Genomic DNA, 23,120 nt, shown 5'->3' on the forward strand with positions numbered 1-23,120 from the left:
CGTCACATCGTTAGGTTGAAGTTGGGGTCGACGCCGTAGAGCGCCAACGCTGCGAGCAGCACGACTGTGGGCACCGTGATCAGGGACAGGCGCATCGACTGGCCCACCGCGGCACCGACGCCGACCGGACCACCACTGGCGTTGAAGCCGTAATAGCAGTGGGTGACCATGACCACCACCGCGATCAAGATCGTTTCAATGAACGACCAGAACACATCGTCGGGCCGCAAGAACGTTCGGAAGTAGTGGTCGTAGGTACCCGACGACTGTCCGAAGAACAGTGTGGTGACGATCTGCGGTGCGGCGAACGCCATGATCAGCGCGAGTGCGTACAGCGGGATGATCACGGTGAAGCCGGCCACCACGCGGGTGGACACCAGGTAGGCGATCGAGTTGATCCCCATCACTTCGAGGGCGTCGATCTCCTCGCTGATGCGCATCGCGCCGAGTTCGGCAGTGGCTCCCGCCCCGACCGTCGCAGCCAGGGCGATACCGGCGTTGACCGGGCCGACCACACGGACGTTGACCAAGGCCGCGGCGAAACCGGTGTAGGTCTCCACACCGATGTTGCCCAGCGAGGTGAAGCCCTGGATCGCGATCAGCGAGCCGCCGGCCAGCATCACGAAGCCCATGATGGCGACGGTGCCGCCGATCACGGCCATGGCGCCGGTGCCCATGCCCAGTTCAGCGACCAGACGCAGCGTCTCGGTGCGGTACCGGCGCAGCGCCCACGGGATCTGCCGGAGGGCGGTTACCGAGAACCAGCCGAGCCGGCCGCTTCTTTCGAGTCCGCGGCCGGCCATCCCGACGTAGCGCTGGTAGTTCGCAACCAGCCCGGGAAAGCGTCCCCGAACTACTGTCGATGTCGACATGTCAGGTCCCCGTTCCGAACTTCACGCCGATGGTGGTCAGCACCACGTTCACGGCGAACAACGCAAGCACGCACAGCACGACTGTTTCGTTGACGGCGGTGCCCAGACCCTTGGAGCCGCCGCGGACGGTAAGTCCGCGATAGCAGCCGACTAAGCCCGCGATAAGTCCGAACACGCTGGCTTTCACCGTCGAGATGACCACCTCGGGCAGCCCGGTGAGCAGAGTCAGCGTGGACAGATAGGCGCCGCCGGACACGTTCTGCAGGTAGACACCGAAGAGGAAGCCGCCGGTCAAGCCGATCACAATCACCAAGGCGTTGAGGAGCAAGGCCACCACGGTCGCGGCGATCACCCGGGGGACCACCAGTCGATGGATCGGATCGATGCCGAGTACCTCCATCGCGTCGATCTCCTCGCGGATGGTGCGCGCACCCAGGTCGGCACAGATCGCGGTGGAGCCGGCGCCCGCGACCACCAGCACGGTGACCAGCGGCCCCAACTGGGTGACGGCGGCGATACCGGCGCCGGCGCCGGAAACGTCGGCAGCACCGAACTGCGCCAACAGGATATTCAGTGTGAAGACCAGCAGCACGGTCAGCGGAATGGCGACCGCGATGGTCGGAATGATGGCGACACTGGTGATGAACCAGCCCTGCTGCAGGGTCTCGCGCCATTGGAACGGGCGTACGAAAAGCGCGCGGGCGGTCAGGGCACACATTCTGAAGAATCCGCCGACCATGATCAGCGGCGGCAGCACCCGATCCCGGAGGAAGTCGGCGACACGAGGACGCGCTGGAGCCGTCACACCACCCCCCTCACCAGAGATCCCGCCGCACGACTCAGCAAGGAACCGCGTCGCACAGTGTCTTCTCCCGTCCGTCGTTCAGCGAGACCCGCGTCACCTTATCGGCCCGAAGTGCCCTTGGCGACCATCGGACCATACCTGATGTCTCCGTGAGAAGGACATCGAACGGGCGGAACCTACGCGGGCTTCCTACCGGAGAGTAACGTGCCGCCACCTCACTCATCGGTGTTTCGCGCGGCATCGCTTGGGGTGCTGCCCCGCTCGGATCCCTGAGCCGTCCCGTAGTTAATGCGCAGTTCCGTTTTGAGCACTTTCCCGGCCGGGTTTCGGGGCAGGGCGTCGACGATCTCGAGCGCCTTGGGGTGCTTGTAGCGCGCCAGCCGCTTGGTCAAGAAATCGTCGAGGTCGGCCAGGGTGAGGCCGGCCCGGGACAGCGCGGCGACCGCTATCGGTACCTCGCCCCATCGCTCGTCCGGGCGGCCGATGACGGCGACCTCGGCGATATCGGGGTGATCGGCCAGCACGTTCTCCACTTCGGCGCAGTACACGTTCTCGCCACCGGAGATGATCATGTCCTTCTTGCGGTCGACCACCCAGACGTAGCCCTCTTCATCCATCCGGACCAGGTCGCCGGAGTGGAACCAGCCGCCGGCAAAGGCCTCGGCGGTGGCCTCCGGATTGTTCCAATAGCCGCTCATCAGGGTGGGCGCCCGGTAGACGATCTCGCCCACCTCGCCGACCGCGACGTCGTTCATCTGCTCGTCGACCACCCGGGCCGAGACGGTCGGGATGACCGTGCCGACCGAACCGAGCTTTCTGGTGGCGTCCTCGCCGAGCAGGATGCAGGTCACCGGCGACATCTCCGTCTGCCCGAAGGCCGCCAGGATCTTGGTGCCGGGGAAGGTCTCGGCCATCTGTCGCAGCAAGGCGTCGGAGGCCGGCGCCGCACCCCACGACATGGTCCGCAACCGGATGTCGCGCGGGTTGGCCTGCTGCTGGGCGCAGACCGCCTGCCATTGAGCCGGCACCAGGAAGATGCCGGTGACCTTCTCGGCGGCCAGCACGTCGAGCAGTTGGCCGGCGTCGAAAGCGCCGAGGGGGTTGATGACGGTCGGGATGCCCAGCCACATGCCGGGCAACAGGTTGCCCACACCGGCGATGTGGAAGAACGGCACACCGATGAAGGCCACGTCGGAGGTGCCGGTTCCGGCGGTGTGCAGCGCGGTCATCGTCTGACCGACCAGGTTGGTGTGGGTGAGCACCGCTCCCTTGGGCAGGCCGGTGGTCCCCGAGGTGTACATGATCAGGGCCGGTGAGTCGTTGGGGATGTCCACCGGGGCGTGCGGCTCGCCTGTCTCGCTGATCAGGTCTTCGTAGGCGAGCAGGCCCGCCGCCTCATCGGCCGGCGCTCCGGGCTCATGCGGCGGTCCCAGCTTCGCCTCTCCTCCGTCGAGCCTCGCTGAACCGCCGGCCACCACCACGTGGTCCAGCAGTCCGGTCAGCTCTCGCACACCGGCGGCGACCGGCACCAGTGCCGGTTCGGTGATCAGCACCCTGGCCTCGCAGTCGGTGACCAGGTAGGCGATCTCCGGCGGGGTGAGCCGGAAATTGACCGGCACCGCGATCCCGCCCAGCATGTTGGCGGCCAGCACCGACTCGACGAACTCGGTGCGGTTGAGCATCAGGATCATCACCCGGTCACCGGCGCGAACCCCGCGGCGGCTCAGGGCGTCGGCCAGCGCGCCAACCCGATCACGCAGCTGCGACCAGGTGGTGGTCTGGCCCAGGAACCGCAGTGCCGGGGCGTCCGGTGTCATCAGCGCGTGCCGGTCCAGCTGGTTGACCCAGTTCTGTCGACGAGCGCGGTAGGGCTGCTCGGCGGGGTCGACGGTTGGGTGGCTCAATTCGGGTCTCCCGCTTCGTGCTAGCCCGAAGCCAGTTCTTCGGCGCGCCGTTTGAGATTGTCAGCCAGGTAGTCCAATGCGTTGCTGAAGGCCTTCTTGAGCATCGGCTTGGGCACCGACATCTCGGTCTCGACGTTCATGTCGACGGTGAGCAACGTGGTGGGGCCGATCTCGACCACCGAGAACAGCTGCTCCTGCGTGCTGAACAGATCGCCCTGCTGGAGCACGGTCTGGATCTGGGTCGCGCTGGGGTAGTACACCGCCTGGATGAAGGTGCCGTCGAAGCCGGAGTAGGACGCATCCAGCCGCAGCTGGCTGGGCCGGCCGTCGTCGTAGCGCGCCAGCACCCAAATCCCTTTGACCTCTTCGTTCCACTGCGGGTACGCCTCGAAATCGGCCACGATCCCCATGATCGTGGCGGCGTCGGCGGCGACTTCGACGGTCTTACTCACGAGCGGCACCCGCCGAGCATAGCCACCGACGAAACTGCCGCCGAGCTAAACCTGGGCGGTGGCCAGCAACGCGCGAATACCGTCGGGGATCGGCACCGGCCGCCGGGTGGTGCGGTCGACATAGACGTGCACCCAGTGCCCGAGCGCGGCCAGCGGGACGGCGCCGGCGTCATCCGGTGTGCGGAACACCGCGAGCCGGTAGGTGACACTGCTGCGCCCCAGCCGGGTCACCGCCAGCCCCACCGCCAGCCGGTCCGGGAAGGCGAGTTCGCCCAGGAATCGGCAGCCCGATTCGGCGACCACCCCCAGCTCGGGCATCGCGACCGGGTCTATATCGACATGGGCGGCGATCCAGCCGTTGATCGCGGTGTCGAACAGCTGGTAGTACACCGCGTTGTTGAGGTGGCCGAACATGTCGTTGTCGGCCCAGCGGGTCAGCACCGGCCAGTGCACCGGAAAGTCCTGGCTGGTCAACCCTTCCGGCGCGGGCGGGACACTCATGGTTGTATTCCAGCATGATCGCGATCCGCGGGGCCGTACTGGAGCGGATCGGTGCGCCTCGCCCCTACGCCGCCTCGCGCCCGCTGACGGTGACGGAGGTGGAGCTGGCCCCGCCCGGCGAGGGCGAGCTGCTGGTGCGCGTCGAGGCCGCCGGGGTCTGTCACTCCGATCTGTCGGTGGTCGACGGCAACCGGGTGCGACCGGTGCCGATGCTGCTCGGCCACGAGGCCGCCGGCATCGTGGAGGCGGTCGGCGCCGGGGTCACCGGGGTGCGCCCCGGCCAGCGGGTGGTGCTGACCTTCCTGCCGCGCTGCGGGTACTGCGCGGCGTGCGCCACCGACGGCATGGCGCCGTGCGAGCCCGGCAGCGCCGCCAACGGCGCGGGCACTCTGCTCGGCGGCGGGCTGCGGCTGCACCGCGCCGACCAGACCGTCTACCACCACCTGGGTGTCTCCGGGTTCGCCACGCATGCGGTGGTGAGTGCGGCCAGCGCGGTGCCGGTTCCCGACGACGTGCCGCCGACAGTGGCCGCCCTGCTGGGCTGCGCGGTACTGACCGGCGGCGGCGCCGTACTCAACGTCGGCCGTCCGGCGCCCGGTGGCACCGTCGCGGTGGTCGGGCTCGGCGGGGTCGGGATGGCCGCGGTGCTGACCGCGCTGGCCCACGATGGCGTGCAGGTGATCGCGATCGACCGGCTGCCGGACAAGATGGCCGCCGCAACCGCGTTGGGCGCGCACCGCACCTACACGCCGCAGCAGGCACTCGACGCCGGCGTGCGCGCCCCGGTGGTGATCGAGGCGGCGGGCCACCCCGCCGCGCTGGAGACCGCGATCGGCCTGACCGCGCCGGGCGGGCGCACCATCACCGTCGGCCTGCCGCCGCCGGACGCCCGGATCAGTGTGTCCCCGCTGAGTCTGGTCGCCGAAGGACGCTCACTGATCGGCAGCTATCTGGGTTCGGCGGTCCCCGCGCGTGACATCCCTCGCTTCGTGGAGTTGTGGCGAGCGGGCCGGCTCCCCGTCGAGCGGCTGGTGTCGGCGACAGTGCCGCTGGAGCAGATCAATGAGGCCATGGACTCACTCGCCGACGGCACCGCGGTACGTCAGATCATCACCTTCGATCCGCACTGACTGGTGGTTCGAAGGTGAAGTCGGCGGCCCGGAATCGGCGGGTCATCGCCCAGAAGGCGCCGGCACTGCGCGGCCACTGGGTGACCACCCGGCCGTTGGCGGCACGAAAGTAGTTGCTGCAGCGGGTGGTCCACACGGTGCCGTGCATCCACCGGTCGATCTTGGTGATGAAGTCGGCCAGCGCGGCCGGCCGCACGGCGACGTAGGACTTGCCGGTGCGCCGAAGGTGTTTGAGCACCCGCACGATGTAGCGCGCTTGGGCTTCCAGCACGAAGATGACGCTGTTGGAGCCGACGTTGGTGTTGGGCCCGTAGAGCATGAAGAAGTTGGGGAACCCGGGCATCGCCATACCGAGGTAAGCACGCGGCCCGTCCCGCCAGGCCTGCTTGAGCGTGGTGGCGTCCTCCCCGGTCACCTCGATCTGACCGAGGTAGTCCGCAGCGGCATATCCGGTGGCGCAGACCACCACGTCGACCTCGCACTCGGTGCCGTCCTCGGTGACCACCGATCGGGAGCGCAGGGCCCGGGCCGGGCTGGTCACCACTTCGACGTTGGGTCGGGCCAGCGCGGGCAGGTAGTCCGAGGAGAACACCAGACGTTTGCAGCCCAGCGGGTGATCCGGGGTGAGCGCTTGGCGTAGTTGCTCGTCGGCGATGGTGCTGTCCAAGAGTTTTCGCGCGATATCGGTGAACTCCCGGGTCTTGTCGCTGCCGTTCTCGATCACCGAGATGTTCGACTCGCTGCGCAGCCACAGTCGCATCCGGTACAGCCGTTTGGCCAATGGGATGCGGGCGAAGGCCCATCGCTCCCGCGGGGTGTAGCGCCGGTCCGGCTTGGGCAGGATCCAGGTCGGTGACCGCTGCAGCGAGTACACCTTCTCGGCGACCTCGGCCAGCTCCGGCAGCAGTTGCGCCGCGGTCGAACCCGTCCCGAGCACGGCGACCTTCGCCCCGGCGATCGGCACCGAATGGTCCCACCGCGCCGAATGCATCACGGTGCCGGCGAAGGGCTGTTCTTCGATCAGATCGGGCAGCACCGGCTGGGTGAACAGCCCGACGGCCGAGACCACCACGTCGAACCGATGCTGCGCGCCGGTGTCGGTGGTCAGACACCACTGGCGGCGGTCTTCTTCCCAACGGGCCGAGCGAATCTCGGTGCGCAGCCGCAGGTGCGCGGCCAGGCCGTGGTCGGCGGCGCACCGCTCGAAATAGGCCAGGATCTCGGGTTGCTGCGACCACTGCCGCGACCAGTGCGGATTCAGGTCGAAGGAATAGGAGTACAGGTGTGACTTGACGTCACAGGCCAGCCCCGGATACGTGTTGATCCGCCAGGTGCCGCCGACACCGTCCTCCCGGTCGAAGATGGTGAAGTCGGAGAATCCCGCACGCTGCAACAGGATTCCCAGCGCCAGCCCGCCCGGCCCGGCGCCGATGATGCCGATGTTCATCGGATCTGCAGGCACTGGCCGCCGTCCACGACGAGCTCGGCGCCGGTGATGAACGACGCGGCTTGCGAAACCAGGAACGCCACCGCGTCAGCCACCTCGACCGGCCGGCCGAGCCGGCCGCCCGCCGACACCGCGGCCAGGCGCTGCTGGGTGACTTCGTCGAGCATCGGGGTGGCGATCGGCCCGGGGAACACCGCATTGACCCGGATGCCCGCCGTGACGAGCTCCGCGGCGACGGTCTGGGTCAGGCCGCGCAGCGCCCACTTCGACGACCCGTAGGCGCTGTGCTGCGGAAAGGGACGGATCGCCCCGGTGCTGCAGGTGTTGACAATGGCGGCGCCCTCGGCCGTCCGCAGCTGGTCCAGCGCCGCCTGGATTCCCAGGAATGCGCCCAGACAGTTGACCCGCCAGGCCTTTTCGAAGTCTTCGGGTGTCTCATCGGCGATCGCCGCACGGTGCAGGGTGCCGGCGTTGTTGATCAGCGCGGTCAGCGCCCCGAACCGTTGGACGGTCGCCGCCACCGCGGCGTCCCACTGTTCGGGGCGGGTGACGTCGAGCACAAGACCGATCAACCCCTCATCACCCCGCGCGGCAACGGCCGCATGCAATTCGTCGGCGTTGATGTCGCAGGCGACCACGGCGAAGCCGTCCACGCGCAACCGTTCGGCGATCGCCCAGCCCTGGCCGCGGGCGGCGCCGGTGACCAGCGCTACGCGTGCTGGGCTCATCGGCCCCGCGCTTCCTCGAGGTGCTCGAGGGCTCCGCGGCGTAGCGCCGCGGACTCGGCGGCCAGCGTGATCATCTGGTAGCCCAGCCCGGCCAGGGCCGCGCCCGCCGCGCCCGATCCGCCGTGGATCGCGGCGATCACGCCCGCTGCCGCTGCCGCCTGCCGGATTCGTGTCATGGCCGCGACCAGGTCGGGGTGCGTGGTGGACTGCGCGACATCGACGCCCAGCGAGATCGCCAGGTCGGCGGGTCCGACGTAGATGCCGGCCAGGCCGGGAACCGCGCAGATCCGTTCCACGTCGGCCAAGGCCGCGGCCGTCTCGATCATCGCGAAGACGTCTACCCGCTCCTGGAGGCCGGCCAGATCGCGGCCCAGGCCGGGCCGCAACGGCCCGAAGCTGCGGATGCCCGCCGGAGGGTAGCGGGTGGCGGCTACCGCGGCGGCCGCCTGCTCGGCGGTCTCGATCAGCGCGATGATGACCGCGTCGGCGCCGGCATCGAGCACCCGACCGATGGGGGCCGGATCCGCGTTGGGCAACCGGACCGCGGTGGCGATCGGCAGGTGCTCGGTGTGCCGGAGCATGGCGGCGATCTCGGCATCGTCGAGGTAGCTGTGCTGGGCGTCGAAACCCACGTAGTCATAGCCGGCGCGGGCGAATTCCTCCGGGCCCAGCACCGTGGGCCCGGTGACCCAGCCGCCCCAGAGCGGTGCCCGGTCCGCCAGGGCGGCACGCAGCGCCGACGTCATGCGACCATCGCGATCTTGACGCGGCCCGGCACCGGCCGGGTCGCCAACTCGAAGGCGGCCTGGGCTTCGTGGCAACCGAACACATGAGTGACATAGTCACCCAACAGTTCTGGATGCCCGGCGGCGAATCTGCCTGCGGCCGCCAGCATCCGGGGCCGCTCCTGGGTGACTCCGGAGATCAACGTGAGGTTGTTGCGCAGCATGGTGCGCATACTGATCGGATAACTGTCGTCGTCGGGGACACCGAAGTAGAACACCGTGCCACCGGGTGCGACGGCCTCGATGGCGTGACCCAGGGTGGCGACCTGGTGTCCGACGGCCTCGATCACGATCTCCGGGCGGTCGCCGGCGTCCAGGTGGCGCACCCACCGGTCGCTGGTCGCCTGCACGACGGTGTCAACACCGAAGGCGGCAGCCATATCTCGACGATCGACCGGGTCCACGCCGGTGACGCGGCGCGCACCCGCGGCTTTGGCGACGGCGCTGAACAGCAGGCCGATCGAACCCTGCCCGATCACCGCCACGTGGCGGCCGGCCAGGTCTGGCAACTGTTCGACGGCGTAGAGCACACAGGCCAGGGGTTGCAGGCCCACGGCTTGGGCGGGCACCAGCGCCGGGTCGTAGGTCATCAGGCCCTCGCCGTCGCTGATCACCTGCTCCATCAGTCCGTCGAAGCCCGATGCCCAGCCGACGACCCGGTCGCCGGGTTGGTGCTGCGGGTGCCGGCTGGTGACGACGTCGCCGACGATCTCGTGGATCGGGAAGCCGAGCTTCTCCGCAGCACCGGCACCGTCGTCACCGGGCAACCTGCCCTGCGCGCCGCGAAAGGCCGGCAGGTCACTGCCGCACACCCCGGCGGCGACGAACTGCAGCAGCACCTGCCCCGCGCCGACCTGCTGCTCGGTGGGGTCGGGGGCCTCGATCTTCTCGAACTGATACGGCGCGATCAACCGGTATGCCCACATGCCTCAGACCTCCACCGGGATGGTGTTCCAGCCCCATTGAAAACTGGACGGCAGCCTGGTCGCGCCGTCGTCGACGATCCGATAGTCCGGGACTCGGCGCAACCATTCCTGCACCAGGACAGTCACTTCCAGTCGGGCCAGGTGGTAGCCGATGCAGAAGTGCTGACCGCGGCCGAACGCCAGGGAGCGTTTGATCGGCCGGTCCCACTGGAATTCGTCGGGGTCGGGGTACTGACGCTCGTCGCGGTTGGCCGACGCGAGCAGGGTGATGATGCGTTGGCCCGGCTCGACAGTCGTGCCGTGCAGCGTGAACGGTTTGCGGGCGGTGCGCGCGAACCATTGCGCCGGTGCGCAATACCGGATCATCTCCTCGCGCGCCAGCTGCACCGTGTCGTGCGGATTCGCCCGCACCGCGGCCAGTTGGTCCGGGCGTCGAGCCAGCTCCCACAATCCGTGCGCGACGATCTTGGGCACGGTCTCGGTGCCGCCGATGAAGATGCACAGCAATTGCGTCGCGGCTTCGACGTCATCCAGGTCGCTGCCGTCCGGTAGCCGGTAGGCCAGCATCCCGTCGACGATCGGCAGGTCGCCGGAGCCCCGCTCGGCGCGCCGGCGTTGCACGGCCGGGATGAGGTACTGCAGGTAATTGGGCCGCGCCGCGGCGGTGTCCACGCCGCTGCCGGCCTGCGCCAGGCTGCCGGCGTTCACCGCCGCCAATACCTCCGCGGCGCAATCGGTCGGAATGCCCAGCAGTTCGCAGACCACCTGGGCCACTACGACTCCGCCGTAATCACAGGTCAAGTCGAACCGGCCCAGCGGAAGCAGCTCATCCAGCCGCTGGTTGGCCAAGGTGCGGACCCGGTCTTCCCAGTCAGCCACCGATCGGGGCCGAAACGCCGGGGACTGCAACCGGCGGATGTCGTCGTAGATCGGCTTGTCGAAGACGGCGTGGAAGGGCAGCGGGTGCAGCGGCGGGTCCGGGACCGGACCGCCGTTGTGGTGCGCCAGCACGTTGGCCGCGGGCAGCGTGCCCTCCGAAGCCACGAAGGTTCCATCACTGACGGCCAGCACATCCCAGATGTCGTCGAAGCGGGACAGGGCGTAGAGGTCCCACTGCGGTACGTAGTACATCGGGTGCTGGTCGCGCAGCACGCGGTAGTACGGCAGCGGGTCGGCCATCACCGCCGGGTCGAACGGATCGTAGGAGAACTCCGGCGCGGCAACGCTTGTCACGACGCGTCTCGCTGCAGCGGCGAGGGGGGCAGGGCCTGCAGGATCGAGTCCTCCCAGCCGTCGCGTAATGCGGGCGCCACGCTCATCCACGTCACGATCTCCGCCGGCGGATGGTCCTTCCACGACGGGTAATGCTCGGCGAAGCAGTCCCAGCCGCCGTCCAGTGCCCAGTAATGGATGACCTCGTTGTAGCGGAACGTGGTGGTGAACGAACCGAGCCAGCGCTTTCCGGTGCTCTCCGACCACGGCACGTACAGCCGCTCCAGTTCCCGGATGTAGTCGTCCTGTCGACCGGGCTTGGTCTGCATGATTTCCTGAATGACCACGGTGGCGTCGAAGTCGGCCGCGCACAGCGCAGACAGGGTCTTGTTGTGCGGGCCGGGGTACATGATGCGGCCCTCCCCCGATGCTCCGATGCCGGCGAGGTAGGCCGACCACTCGGCCGCGCGCTGGGCGTGGCTGCCACCGCGGTTCTGCGCCCGCCCGATTCGGGCGTAGTCGGCGAACGCGTCGATCTCCCAGATGATCGTGACCTGCGGCCAGTGCCCGTTGTAGGCGGTGGACTCCCACAACGCGAACAGGCGGGCACCCAGCTCGGTCATCATCGGCTGGTAGATCTCGGTGAAGTTGCGGGTGAAGTCGTCGCTGACGCCGCGGCCCAGATCGATCGTCTCGTGCAGGTAGAGCAGGGTGTGGTCGTAGTGCTTGCGCATCAGCCGACCGGGATCAGGTCGGAATTGACCGGCAGGCAATGCTTCTGGTCGCTACGGAATATCTCCGGACCGTCGAACGGGTCCGCGTGCCCGACATCGGCGGCAGCCAACGCCTGCCGCTTGAACGCCTGGCCCGCCACGGTGGGCAGGTGCTGCACGGTGCTGAGCCGATGGCTGACCTCCAGCGGCCAGCGCTCGCCCCACAACACGACCTCGGTCAGGCTGCTCCGCAGCGCGTGGTGTATCCGCGCGCTGATTCGGGGATCGGCGGTGAGCGAGTCGGCGACCACCGCCAGGCTGTGCCCGGGTGTATCGCTGCCGGAGGCAGACAGCTCCGTCTCGAGGTCCGCCGTATTGAGGCCCAGGATCTGCAACGGCCGGAGATCCTGGTGCGGTGGCACCAGCACCCGCACGTCCCAGCCGGTCGACGCACGGTGATACAGCCACCCGCCGGCCGCGCGCACCAGGCCGGCGACATCGGGGGCGATGACATCGAGGCGGTAGCGGAGGTAGTGGTCCTGCGCCAAGGAATCCAGCGCCGCAGCGGTACTCGTCATCGCATCATCCCAGCTCGTCGTGAGAATCTCAGACGGTGCCGCCGGCCGGGCGAACTGTCCGGCCGCGCAGCACAACTTCTCCGAGATATTACAGTTGAAGCTAAATTTGTAAAGCCGAATGAGGCGAACACGGGTAGGAGTGAAATGAGTCTGGTTGCCGGACACGGCCCGTTGAGTACCGAGCGCGCCGGTTGGTTCGCCCCGGAGATCACCGGCGCTCTGGTGTATGTCGAACCGCATCCGCGCCGCGTGCGGGCGATCCGCGGTGAGCGCACCGTGATCGACACCGAAAGCGCGCTGCTGGTGCATCGCCAGGGCGAGCCGCTGGGCTACGCCTTCCCCGCGGATGCCGTCGGCGATCTTCCGCATCGGGCGCTGCCCGAGGCAGCGGGCTTCGTGCAGGTGCCGTGGGACGCCGTGGACGCCTGGTTCGAGGAGGGCCGGCGGCTGGTGCACTACCCGCCGAACCCCTATCACCGGGTCGATTGCCGACCCACCCGGCGCGCATTGCGGGTCGACGTTGACGGAGTGCCCCTGGTGGACACCGATGACACCGTGATCCTGTTCGAGACGGCCCTAGTTCCGCGGCTGTACGTCGCCTCCGACCACGTCCGCACGGATCTGTTGCAGGCGTCGACGACGTCGAGCTACTGCAACTACAAGGGCTACGCCCGCTACTGGTCCGCGGTCGTCGGAGACACCGTCGTACCAGACGTGGCCTGGAGTTACCCGGACCCGCCGCCCGAGAGTGCGCCCATCGCAGGTCTATTCAGCTTTGATCTGTCGCTCGTCGGCGGTTTCGCTGAACTACCCTCCGCGGCCGGGCGCCCACGCCTATAACCGAGAGTGCTCGGCGATCTTGTTGTCGCTGGTGCGTAGCGGCCGGATCAGGCCGTCCTGGGTAAACGAGGCGAGTAGAGCACCGTCCTCGGTGTGCACGGTGCCGCGAACGTAGGACATGCCCGAACCCACCTGGGTGCTTTCATGGCTGTAGAGGATCCAGCCGTCCCAGCGCACCGGTTCATGGAAGCTCACCGTGACCGTCATGGGAGGGTTGCGTCCAGCAGAGTGGTGTACGAGTCGGACCTGATCAGCGGGACCGGCGTGTCGTTGCCGAATGATTGAAGGTCATCGCGTGATTCTTCGAGAGACCCGTCAAAGTCCGACTCGATCAAGCGGGTTGAGATTTTGTCGGCGGTGCAGGATCGGGTTCCGTCGTTGCCTGAGGTGGAGACGGCGACGATGGCGGCGTTGGTGACGCTGCAGGAGATCGTCGACTACCTACAATCACTGATGGGTTCATCACCACCGGATCTGGTGGCGCCCAACGGATTGTCGGCAGGTGATCGCGCCCCTTTTGAGTTGACCGGAGCGGAGGTGGCGCGCTACGCGGTACGCGCCACCGCCGCTCCGGTGAGCGGAATGGGCATGCCCGGCCTGTATGCCGCCAGGACCGTCGAGATCGTGACGGCCGAGGAAGCACTGGATGGGCTGATTCAGACGGCCGAGGCCCTGGCCGCAGTTCTGCGCACCCACGGCATTCGCGCGACGATCGCGGCCCGGCCCAGTGCCGACGCCGAAGCGGTCATCCATCTGGGCGGCCTGCGGCCGATCGCCACTCGTGACGAGGCGCTTGCCGTCAACCGGGTGCTGTTCGCCGACGCACAGCGCGTCGCCGCGCAATTCGCCGAACATGGCGGCGTCTTCGTCACCGTTCAAGACACCGGTGGCACGTTCGGTCTGCTCACCGATCCCGGCCTGCGGGTCTGGTCGGGTGGGATCGGCGCGCTGGCCAAGACGGCTGCGCAGGAGTGGACCAGCGCGCAGGTGAAGGCAATCGACATCGCCGTCGGGCACCGTTCCCCGCAAGTCGTCGCCGAGCAGATCGCCGCCGAAGTACTGGCGGGCGGGGTGGAACTCGAAGTGGGCCTGGGTAGTTCGCACGGGCGAACCACAGTCGTCGCGGGCGCACAGCAGGTGAGCACTCGCACGCACCGCATCGGTCAGCAAGACGTCATCGTGGTCTCCGGTGGCGCCCGCGGAGTGACCGCCGGTTCGGTGATCGCCTTGGCGCAGCAGACCCAGGCGGCGTTCGTGTTGATCGGGCGCACCGAACTCAGCGAGGAACCGCCGGAAGCCCACGGCCTGACCACCGATGCCGAGCTCAAGCGGGCGCTGCTCGCCAGCGCTGCGGCGCAAGGCCTCAAGGTCACCCCGAAGCAGTTGGAGCAACAGGCGCAACGGATCCTGGCCGACCGCGAGGTGCGGGCCACCGTGTCCGCGCTGACTGCGGCCGGCTCCCGCGTCCGCTACGCCGCCGCCGATGTCCGGGACACCGCGCAGCTGGGTGCGTTGCTGGACAGCGTGCGAAGCGAGTTCGGCCCCATCACCGGCCTGGTGCACGGCGCCGGTGTGCTGGCCGATGCGCCGCTGCACAAGAAGACCCTCGAGGGGTTCGACCGGGTCTTCGAGACCAAGGTCGGCGGCGCGTGCGCGCTGCTGGATGCCACGGCCAACGACGCGCTCAAGGTGATCTGCCTGTTTTCGTCGGTGGCCGCGCGCAGCGGAAACGTCGGGCAAAGCGACTACGCCATGGCCAACGAAATCCTCAACAAGGTAGCCCTGGCGGAGCAGGCGCGCCGCGGGCCGTCCTGTCTGGTGCGGGCACTGGGTTGGGGCCCTTGGGATTCCGGCATGGTGACACCGGGCCTCAAGGCGATGTTCGAGTCCCGTGGCATCTCGTTGATCCCGCTCGCCGACGGCGCGCGCGCGTTCGCCGCCGAGGTCCTCGACGGCGAAACCGGAAGCTCTGAGGTGACCCTCGGCGACGGCGTGCTCGCCGGACTGCCCACTCACCCGATCCCGCCGGAGGGCCGGGTCGCGCGGGTGCTCGCACACGTGACGCAGCAGCCCTACCTGCTTGGCCACCGGGTCCAGGGCAATGTCGTGTTACCCGTCGTGCAGGCACTCGAATGGTTCATCCGGATGGCCGAGGCATGCCGGCCCGGCCACTACGTGGATCGGGTGCTCGACCTCAAAGTGCTACGCGGTGTGACGCTCTACGAGTTCGAGAAGCACGGCAACCCCCTGCTGGTGCGGTGCGTGCCCGTCGACGATCGGCCCGAACTGCTGACGTTGACGCTCTCCGACATCGAAGACTCGACCGCCTACTACTCGGCCAAACTCGAGATGCGTTCGGGTGCGGCCGTGATCCCGGCCGCCCCGGTGTCGGTACCGGGAAATCGCAGGATCGACCGCGAAACCTGCTACACCGGCGGGGCGCTGTTCCACGGTGCCGCATTCCAGGTGCTCGATGGTGTGGACTGCGCCGAAACGGCTGCGACGGCCTACCTGTCCGGATTGACGACCGTGGGCTGGGCGGGCGAGGGCTGGGCGACGGACCCGGCCGCCGTCGACGGATGCCTGCAGACGGCACTGGTCTGGAGCTACGAGCTGCTCGGCCGCAACGTCCTGCCGCTGCGGGTGGGCGAGATCGTCCGGTACCGATCCGGCGCGCTGGGTGCGGGCCTGCGGTGCGTGCTCACCGGCGGGGACGCCAAGACCAGCCGCGCCGTCTGCGACCTGGATCTGGTCGACGCCGACAACCAGCTGGTGATCAGTCTCAAACGACTCGAGTTGTATCCCTACGGCGGCTGACTCGACGGTGGCTGATTCGAAGTGAAGTTTGATCCCATCGCGATCGTCGGGCAGGGCTGTGTCCTACCCGGGGGACTGAACGCGGGCGAGCTCTGGACAACGGTGCACGACGGCCGCGACGCACTGGGCTCACCCGGCCCCGATTACTGGGGCGTATCGCCGGCACGCGTCCTGTGTGCCCCGGCGGACGTACCCGAACTCGACCACACCTGGTCGGACCGCGGCGGCTACGTCCGCGGCTTCGACGACGTGTTCGACCCCCGCGGACTGTTCCTCGACGCTGACGACCTCGCCGGACTCGACCCGCTCTACCGGTGGGGAATCGAGGCGGCCAGGCAAGCCCTGGACAGTGCGGGATGGCGGGCAGGTGAGGTTCCGGGTTCCGCTGGGATCGTCCTGGGCAACCTGAGCTACCCGACAAAGAAGATGACGGATCTCGCCGAAACAGTCTGGCGGGGACAAGAACCCAGCCTCGAATCCAGGGTGGACTGGCGCAACCGCTTCATGTCCGGGCTACCGGCGCATCTCATCGCGCAGGCCCTGGGTCTGACCGGCGATGCCGCGGCGCTCGACGCCGCCTGCGCTTCGTCGCTGTATGCCATCAAGCTGGCCTGCGATCGGTTGCACGACCGTACCGCCGACGTGATGTTCGCCGGCGGCATCAACGGCGCCAGTGATCTGCTGCTGCACATCGGCTTCACCGCCTTGCAGGCACTGAGCCGAACGGGGCGGTCACGACCGTTCAACAACGGCGCCGACGGGCTGGTGCCCGCCGAGGGCGCGGCCATCCTGGTGTTGCGGCGCCTCGACGATGCGATGGCTAACGGCGACACCATTCTGGGCGTCATCCGGGGCGTCGGCTTGAGCAACGACGGTCGGGGACATGGATTTCTGGTGCCCTCCCAGGACGGCCAAGAACGCGCGATGCGGCTGGCCTACGAGATGGCCGGACTCGAGCCGCGCGACATCTCCCTCATCGAATGCCACGCCACCGGAACATCGCGCGGCGACCTGACCGAAATGTTGAGCATGGCGCGCATCTTCGCCGGCATGACCGACGTGCCCATCGGGTCACTGAAATCCAATCTGGGGCACTCGATTACAGCATCCGGCGCAGCGGGAGCCATCAAGGTGCTCGCAGCGATGCGTGCCGGGGTCCGTCCGCCGACCCTGCACGCCGAGGATCCGTTGCCCTTCATCGCCGACTCGCCGTTCCGGCTACTCACCGAGGCTGAGCCGTGGGACAGCGACGGCCCCCGTCGTGCCGCGGTCAACAACTTCGGCTTCGGCGGCAACAACGCCCACCTGCTGCTCGAAGAGTGGATCGAGGGACGCAGCGCCAACCCGGCTCCGCCGCCAGACGCGCCCCGGACCGAGCCGGAGATCGCGATCGTCGGCCTGAGCCTCCTGCTCGGCGACGGACACGAAACCGCCTCCGTCGCCGAGCATTTGAAGACGTGCCAGCCGATCCCCGCCGACATGGCCGACGGAGCCCGCGGCGCACGCATGGTTGAGGTCAGTCTGGACCTGACCCAAACCCGCTTCCCGCCTGCGGACCTCAAACAGACCCAACCCCAACAACTGGCGTTGCTCGGTGCGGCCCTGGGCATCGGCGAGTTGATCAAGAGCTTGCCGCCGGAGACCACCAGCGTCGTCGTCGGAATGGGCTGCGATGCCGAAGTCACCCGGTTCGGGCAGCGCTGGCGGCTGGCAGACGAATTCGACGAGCCCGACCAACTCGCCGCGGCTCGTGACGACGTCGTTGCGGGGTGGACCGCCGCGGGCGTCGTGGGGGCCATGCCCAACGTCGTGGCGAACCGCCTGAATAGCCAATTCGATTTACGGGGACCCAGTTTCACGGTGTCGCGGGAACAGCTCTCAGGCACCACCGCCCTTGAGCTCGCCGCGCGGGCATTGCGGCGCGGAGAGATCGACGCGGCAGTGGTCGGGGCGGTGGACCTCAGCTGCGAACCCGTGCATCAGGCAGCGGCGCGGGCATTACTGCACGCCGACGAGCAGATACCAGCGGACGCCGCTGTCGTTCTCGTGCTCAAGCGCGCCGCCGATGCGCGCCGTGACGGTAACCCGGTGTACGCGACCCTGCTGCCCGATCAGCAGGTGGACGCCGAATGCCTGCACCTGGGCACCGTTCCCGGGGCGGTGAACCTCTCGGCCCTGTTGGGTCACGCGCACGCCGCCTCGGGACTGCTGCATGTGGCCGCTGGCGTGCTCTACGGAGCCCTCGGAGTGTGGCCCGACGGCGAGCCCTGGACGTCCGAGCAACGGCGCGTCGCCGTGGAACTCACCGGAATGGCCGACCAGCGACAACACCTGACCCTGGTGTCGTCGGCGACCGGGGCGGAGGCCGCGACCTTGCTGGCACCGGTCGCAACCAACGCCGCCGGAAAACCCATCCGGCTCAACTTCCCCGCGCACCTGCCCGCGGTCCACCTGCCCCCACGCGTCACGGGCCCAGGAACGAACCCCCCTGAGCAACTGGAGCAATTCATGCCAACACAACTCCCGATGCCTCCGGCTCTGGCAACGGTCGCGGAGTCGCTGGCCCGGCTGCCGTTGGGTGTAGCCGCGGCGGTGCCGTCGCGACCGGAGCCGCAGGCCGCAGCCACCGAGGCACCCGCCGTCGCCATGCCCGCAGGCGCAAGCCGGGCGATCCAGCCCGTCAAGCCGGCCGACAAGGTGGTCCCGGCGCCGACGGTCAAGCGTGAGCCGGTGGGCCTCAAGCTCGACAAGGACGGCCTGCGCGTGCATTCCTCGGGGAACATCTCCGAGATCTTCGGCCCGGCGTTCGCCGAGCAGGACCAATACCCGCGACAGGTCCGGATGCCCGAACCGCCACTGCTGCTGGCGGATCGGCTGCTGGGCATCGACGCCGAGCCGGCCCGCCACGGCACCGGAACACTGTGGACCGAAACCGATGTCAACGCCGACTCCTGGTGGCTCCAGCAGGGTCGGATGCCCGCCGGCATCATGATCGAAAGCGGGCAGGCCGACCTGATGCTCATCTCCTGGATGGGCGCGGATCTGCTCAACAAGAGCGAGCGGGTCTACCGGCTGCTCGGCTGCGAGGTCACCTACCTGGGTGGCCTACCCGAGATCGGCGACACCCTGCGCTTCGACATCCATGTGGACGGCCATGCCCGCCAAGGCGATGTGCGGCTGTTCTTCTTCCACTACGACTGCACGATCGACGGCGTCGAGCGGATGTCGATGCGCAACGGCCAGGCCGGTTTCTTCACCGACGAGGAACTGGCGGCATCCGGCGGGGTCCTGTGGCGCCCCGAGGAACAGACCGTCAGCGGACCGATGGAGCAGACGCCGGCCCGGACGTCGCGCACCTCACTGCAGCGCACCGACCTGGAGGCGATGGCATCCGGCGAGATCTGGCGGACGTTCGGCGAGGGCTTTGAGAAGGCGGGCAGCCACACTCGCACCCCCAGTATTCACGCCGGCGACATGCTCTTCGTCGACGAAGTGACGGACCTGGACTTCACCGGTGGGCCGTGGGGCCGCGGCTACCTGCGGGCCGTCGCGCCCGTCACACCGGAGAACTGCTTCTTCGCCGGCCATTTCAAGAACGACCCGTGCATGCCGGGCACCCTGATGTACGAGGCGACAATGCAGACCATGGCGATCTATATGACCGCCCTGGGCATGACGCTCGACTGCGACGGCTGGCGCTTCGAACCGGTTCCCTTCGAGACCTACAAGCTGCGCTGTCGGGGTCAGGTCACACCGCAGTCGCGTGAGGTGGTCTATGAGGTGTTCGTTCGCGAGGTGATCGCCGGACCCGAGCCGACGCTCTTCGCCGACCTGCTCTGCACTGTCGACGGGCTGCCCGCCTTCCACTGCGAGCGGATGGGCCTGAAGCTGTCCCCGGGATGGCCGATGGACCTTGGCGCTAAAGAGCTCGAAGGCTACGTCGAGCCCAAACCGGTCGCCGAGGTCAACGGATTCCGCTACGACTACCAGGCGATGCTCGCCAGTGCGATCGCCAAACCGTCCATGGCCTTTGGGCCGTTGTTCGAGAAGTTCGACTCGCCGCGCAAGGCGGCCCGGCTGCCCGGACCGCCGTATCACTTCATGTCTCGGGTCACCGAGCTGGTTGGCGAGACCGGCGTAATGACGGCCGGCGCGGAAGTGGTGGTGGAGTACGACGTTCCCGCCGACGCCTGGTATTTCGCCGAGAACGGCGCCGCGGGCGGACACGAGACGATGCCCAACGCGGTGCTCATGGAGGTCGCGCTGCAGCCCTGCGGCTGGCTGGCCAGCTACGTCGGCTGCCCGCTTGATGGTGAGGCGGACCTGTTCTTCCGCAACCTGGACGGGACGGGAACTCAACACCGTGAGGTGACCCCGGCGACCGGAACGCTGCGCATCAAGGTGAAGCTCAAGAGCCTCGCCAAGGCCGCGGGAACCATCATCGTCGGCTTCGACGGCGAGATCACCGCCGACGACGGACCGGTCTACACCTTCGACACGGTGTTCGGCTACTTCAAACGCGAAGCGCTGCAGAACCAGGTGGGTCTCCCGGTCAGCGACTCTCAACGTGCCTCTCTCGCGCAGCCCTGCGAGGCTCCACTGGTCGATCTGACCACGCAGCCCGCCGAGTTCTTCGGTGCGGGAGCGCGGTTGGCGGACCCGATGCTGCTGATGGTCGACCGGGTCACCGGCCGCTGGCCCACCGGCGGCGCGGCTGGACTAGGCCAGTGGCGCGGCGTCAAGGACGTCAACCCCGGCGAATGGTATTTCAAGGCGCACTTCTTCCAGGACCCGGTTCAGCCGGGGTCTCTGGGCATCGAGATGCTGTTACAGCTCCTGCAATTCGGGATGCTCGACCTCGGACTCGGCAAGGAAGCCGGCCCGGCGGCCCGCTTCGAGCCGGCTGCCCTGCACGACGCCATGACCTGGCGGTATCGCGGCCAGATCATCCCCACCAACAAGCAGATCGCCGCACAGGTCGAGATCACCCGGATCGTCCGCGAGGACGCCGGCATCCTCGCGGTGGCCGAGGCATCGCTGTGGGTGGACAACAAACGCATCTACAGCGCCAGCAACCTGGGCATGCGCATCGTCGCCGGTACGGGCGAACGGCGGTCCCCGGCCGATGCCGACGCCGTCACGACGTCCGCAGGGGCACCCCTTCCCGCGGCAGTCGCAGCCCCCGCGGCAGCGGCGCCGCCCGAGGCGAATACCGCTGCCGCGGTACAGAACACCGCGGTCGCGACCACCACGATGGAGGTTGCGCTCGATCCGATCAACGACTCCTGGATCGTCGATCACTGTCCGACGTACGTGATCCCATCGCTGCCGATGATGTCGGTCATGGACCTGTTCGCCCAGGCGGCGGCCCGGGCCTCCGGCGGAGCCAAGGTCGTCGAGATCACCGATGTCCAGATGGTTCGGTGGGTCGTGGTCGACTCCCCGAAGAAGCTGCGGGTCGTACTGGAGCAGACGCAGGAGACCGGGCATTTCCAGGGCAGCCTCGAGGTCTGGCGTGATGCGCCACGAGCCGAGTTGTCCCGCTGGGAGATTCACGCGCACGCCGTTGTCGTCACCGCCGCGCAGTACAGCGGTGAACCGGAGCCGCCCGCGCCGCTGGAAGGTGCGGTGCCCTACGCCGACCCCTATGACGGAACGGTGTTCCACGGTCCGGCATTCGCGACCCTGACCGATGGTGCCCGTATCGGCCGCAACGGCTCAACCGGAACCCTGGCGATCGACCGCTGCGCCGTGCCGGTCGGCGAACTGCAGCCCGGACTGTTGGACGGCGCGTTGCACGTTGTACCGCACACCGCGATGAGCGTGTGGACCACCGACAGCGCCGATCCGGCGTCGTATGCCGATGCGAGCGACCCCGATGTCGGGTTCCCGCGCCGCATCCTCTCGGCCCGGTTCTACTCCGACGCGCCGGTGGCGGGAAACGTGGATGTTGAAGCGCGATTCGTGGGCTTCGACGACGACGAAGGCCGGATGCCGACCTTCGACCTGTGGCTCAGCGTTGCCGGTAAACCCTGGGCGCGCATCCGGATGGCCGAGTTCCTGCTGAGCAAGGGACCGCTGGCCGAGGTCGGCGGGCCCGAGCGGCGCGCCTTCATGGGTGACCGGCAGGCGGTCCCGGGGCTGTCGCTGAGCGAACGCCTGGGGCGCGGCGTCCTCGAGCTCGACACTGCCCGGATGGCAACCCTCGACTGGTTCAAGGGCACTCTGCAGGCCGTGTACGGCACTGACAGTCATGGCGATTCGTTGATGATCGACATCGTGACCAAGGAAGCGGTGGCCGACGCCGTTCACAATGCGGTCCACCCTGACCAGGTTCAGATCATCGACGGTCGGGTGAGCTGCCCCGCGCTGCCGCTGGAGCGCATCACGGTCGACGTCGAGAAACTGGGGCCGGGAGCGTGCCGTGCGAGCGCGTCATCGGCAACCGACTGGGAGCCGGTCCGAGCCTGGTGGACCGAGAGCGCGGGCATGCCGGACGGCTGGTTCGGCGAGCTGGCGCTGGGGGCGGTGCTGTCGCGCTACGTACGCCACGTTGTGGTCACCGACCCGGCCGCGATGGCGGCCGTGTACGGCCGGCCGGTATTGCTGCTGGCCAATCACCAGGTGCAGGTCGAATCGCTGTTGGGCACCACCATCGGATCGTGGCTGACCGGCACGAAGGTCGTCACCATCGGCCACGCCAAACACGAAACCGGCTGGGTCGGCAACCTCTTGCGAATGATCGACGCGGCCGCAGGCAAGGAGCTGGGCCATCTCCGCTATTTCAATCAGCAGCAGCCCCAGGAGTTCTTCGGGTTGGTCGACGAACTCAAGCGCGAGGCTGAGGCCTTCGGGGTGTCGGTCATGGTGCACGCCGACGGGACACGCAGCGTGAGTTCGGGCCAGCGGGTCGAGAGACTGACGTCGACACTGCTGGACATGGCGATCGAGATGTCGATGCCTATCGTGCCGGTGTACTTCGCGGGCGGGCTGCCCGAGGAGCCGTTGCCGCACAAGCTCGAAGTGCCCTACGGCCATGCCGCCCAGGACTACATCTTCGGCAGGCCCATCCTGCCCGAGGAGTTGCGTGTTCGGCCCTACGCCGAGTTGCGGCGCTACGTCATGGACGCGATCAACGCGCTCGCACCGTTCAGCGACGCACCGCACGCCCCGAATTACGATGTGGAGAGCCGGATCACCGCCGCCGCCCCGGGCGCCTCACCGCTGGAATCGGTGTGGTTCTGCATTGAGGACGCGCTGGACTCGCTGCCGGTCGACTGGCGAAACCTGATCGCCGACGAGGAATGGGAGACGGTCAAGGCGGCTGAACTCAGTCCGTCCTGATCGGGCCGGCTGAGTGCCGGTCTTGTTGACGACGGCGCAGGTGGGCGGCTAGCTTAGTGGCGATCG

General features: G+C 68.1%; 16 protein-coding genes and 1 pseudogene. 4 read left to right on the forward strand and 13 right to left on the reverse strand.

The features are described 5' to 3' along the window. Positions 1–2: 2 nt before the first annotated feature. The 5 genes from NM962_07955 to NM962_07975 form a co-directional block, all read right to left on the reverse strand. Positions 3–872, reverse strand: coding sequence for an ABC transporter permease (locus NM962_07955; protein UVO13979.1), 870 nt, complete (start codon positions 870–872; stop codon positions 3–5). 1 nt (position 873) lies between these two features. Continuing rightward, positions 874–1,611, reverse strand: coding sequence for an ABC transporter permease (locus NM962_07960; GenBank protein ID UVO14609.1), 738 nt, complete (start codon positions 1,609–1,611; stop codon positions 874–876). 281 nt (positions 1,612–1,892) lie between these two features. After that, entirely contained in the window at positions 1,893–3,581 is a 1,689-nt protein-coding gene (gene fadD5 / locus NM962_07965) for a fatty-acid--CoA ligase FadD5 (protein ID UVO13980.1), read from the reverse strand. A gap of 20 nt (positions 3,582–3,601) precedes the next feature. Then, a complete protein-coding gene (locus NM962_07970; protein ID UVO13981.1) occupies positions 3,602–4,042 on the reverse strand; it encodes an SRPBCC family protein in 441 nt (146 codons plus the stop codon). Between the two features lie 36 nt (positions 4,043–4,078). Next, positions 4,079–4,534 (reverse strand): acyl-CoA thioesterase, encoded by a 456-nt coding sequence (locus NM962_07975; GenBank protein UVO13982.1) that lies wholly within the window; start codon positions 4,532–4,534, stop codon positions 4,079–4,081. Positions 4,535–4,548: 14 nt separating this feature from the next. Here NM962_07975 and NM962_07980 point away from each other — a divergent pair, with 14 nt between their 5' ends. Then, complete coding sequence (locus NM962_07980; protein ID UVO13983.1) at positions 4,549–5,664, forward strand: alcohol dehydrogenase catalytic domain-containing protein; 1,116 nt, start codon at positions 4,549–4,551, stop codon at positions 5,662–5,664. Here the strand turns inward: NM962_07980 and NM962_07985 are convergent. The 7 genes from NM962_07985 to NM962_08015 are packed head-to-tail and all read right to left on the reverse strand — an operon-like array spanning position 5,645 to position 12,053. Further along, positions 5,645–7,111 (reverse strand): NAD(P)/FAD-dependent oxidoreductase, encoded by a 1,467-nt coding sequence (locus NM962_07985; GenBank protein ID UVO14610.1) that lies wholly within the window; start codon positions 7,109–7,111, stop codon positions 5,645–5,647. The two genes, NM962_07980 and NM962_07985, sit on opposite strands and share 20 nt — an antisense overlap. Next, positions 7,108–7,839 (reverse strand): SDR family oxidoreductase, encoded by a 732-nt coding sequence (locus NM962_07990; GenBank protein ID UVO13984.1) that lies wholly within the window; start codon positions 7,837–7,839, stop codon positions 7,108–7,110. The genes NM962_07985 and NM962_07990 overlap by 4 nt, the downstream gene beginning before the upstream one ends. Next, the gene (locus NM962_07995; protein ID UVO13985.1) at positions 7,836–8,585 is read right to left on the reverse strand and encodes an aldolase/citrate lyase family protein; all 750 of its coding nucleotides are present in this window, start codon (positions 8,583–8,585) and stop codon (positions 7,836–7,838) included. The genes NM962_07990 and NM962_07995 overlap by 4 nt, the downstream gene beginning before the upstream one ends. Further along, positions 8,582–9,550 (reverse strand): zinc-binding dehydrogenase, encoded by a 969-nt coding sequence (locus tag NM962_08000; protein ID UVO13986.1) that lies wholly within the window; start codon positions 9,548–9,550, stop codon positions 8,582–8,584. The genes NM962_07995 and NM962_08000 overlap by 4 nt, the downstream gene beginning before the upstream one ends. Positions 9,551–9,553: 3 nt before the next feature. Beyond that, on the reverse strand, positions 9,554–10,729 hold the full coding sequence (locus NM962_08005; protein ID UVO14611.1) for a cytochrome P450: 1,176 nt from the start codon (positions 10,727–10,729) through the stop codon (positions 9,554–9,556). A gap of 50 nt (positions 10,730–10,779) precedes the next feature. After that, the gene (locus tag NM962_08010; protein UVO13987.1) at positions 10,780–11,496 is read right to left on the reverse strand and encodes an NIPSNAP family protein; all 717 of its coding nucleotides are present in this window, start codon (positions 11,494–11,496) and stop codon (positions 10,780–10,782) included. Then, entirely contained in the window at positions 11,496–12,053 is a 558-nt protein-coding gene (locus NM962_08015) for a hypothetical protein (GenBank protein UVO13988.1), read from the reverse strand. Before NM962_08015 ends, NM962_08010 begins: the two co-directional genes overlap by 1 nt. A 144-nt stretch (positions 12,054–12,197) precedes the next feature. Between NM962_08015 and NM962_08020 the strand changes: the two genes are divergently transcribed. Further along, positions 12,198–12,893, forward strand: coding sequence for a DUF427 domain-containing protein (locus NM962_08020; GenBank protein ID UVO13989.1), 696 nt, complete (start codon positions 12,198–12,200; stop codon positions 12,891–12,893). Here the strand turns inward: NM962_08020 and NM962_08025 are convergent. After that, a pseudogene (locus NM962_08025) lies at positions 12,888–13,103 on the reverse strand (thioesterase family protein). The gene NM962_08020 and the pseudogene NM962_08025 sit on opposite strands and share 6 nt — an antisense overlap. 147 nt (positions 13,104–13,250) lie before the next feature. Between NM962_08025 and NM962_08030 the strand changes: the two are divergent. Together NM962_08030 and NM962_08035 are read left to right on the forward strand one after the other, a co-directional pair. Then, a complete protein-coding gene (locus NM962_08030; protein UVO13990.1) occupies positions 13,251–15,710 on the forward strand; it encodes an SDR family oxidoreductase in 2,460 nt (819 codons plus the stop codon). 21 nt (positions 15,711–15,731) lie between these two features. Next, on the forward strand, positions 15,732–23,054 hold the full coding sequence (locus NM962_08035; protein ID UVO13991.1) for a polyketide synthase dehydratase domain-containing protein: 7,323 nt from the start codon (positions 15,732–15,734) through the stop codon (positions 23,052–23,054). Positions 23,055–23,120: the final 66 nt, after the last annotated feature.

It is taken from the genome of Mycobacterium sp. SVM_VP21, assembly GCA_024758765.1.
GTDB classification, from domain to species: Bacteria; Actinomycetota; Actinomycetes; order Mycobacteriales; family Mycobacteriaceae; genus Mycobacterium; species Mycobacterium heraklionense_C.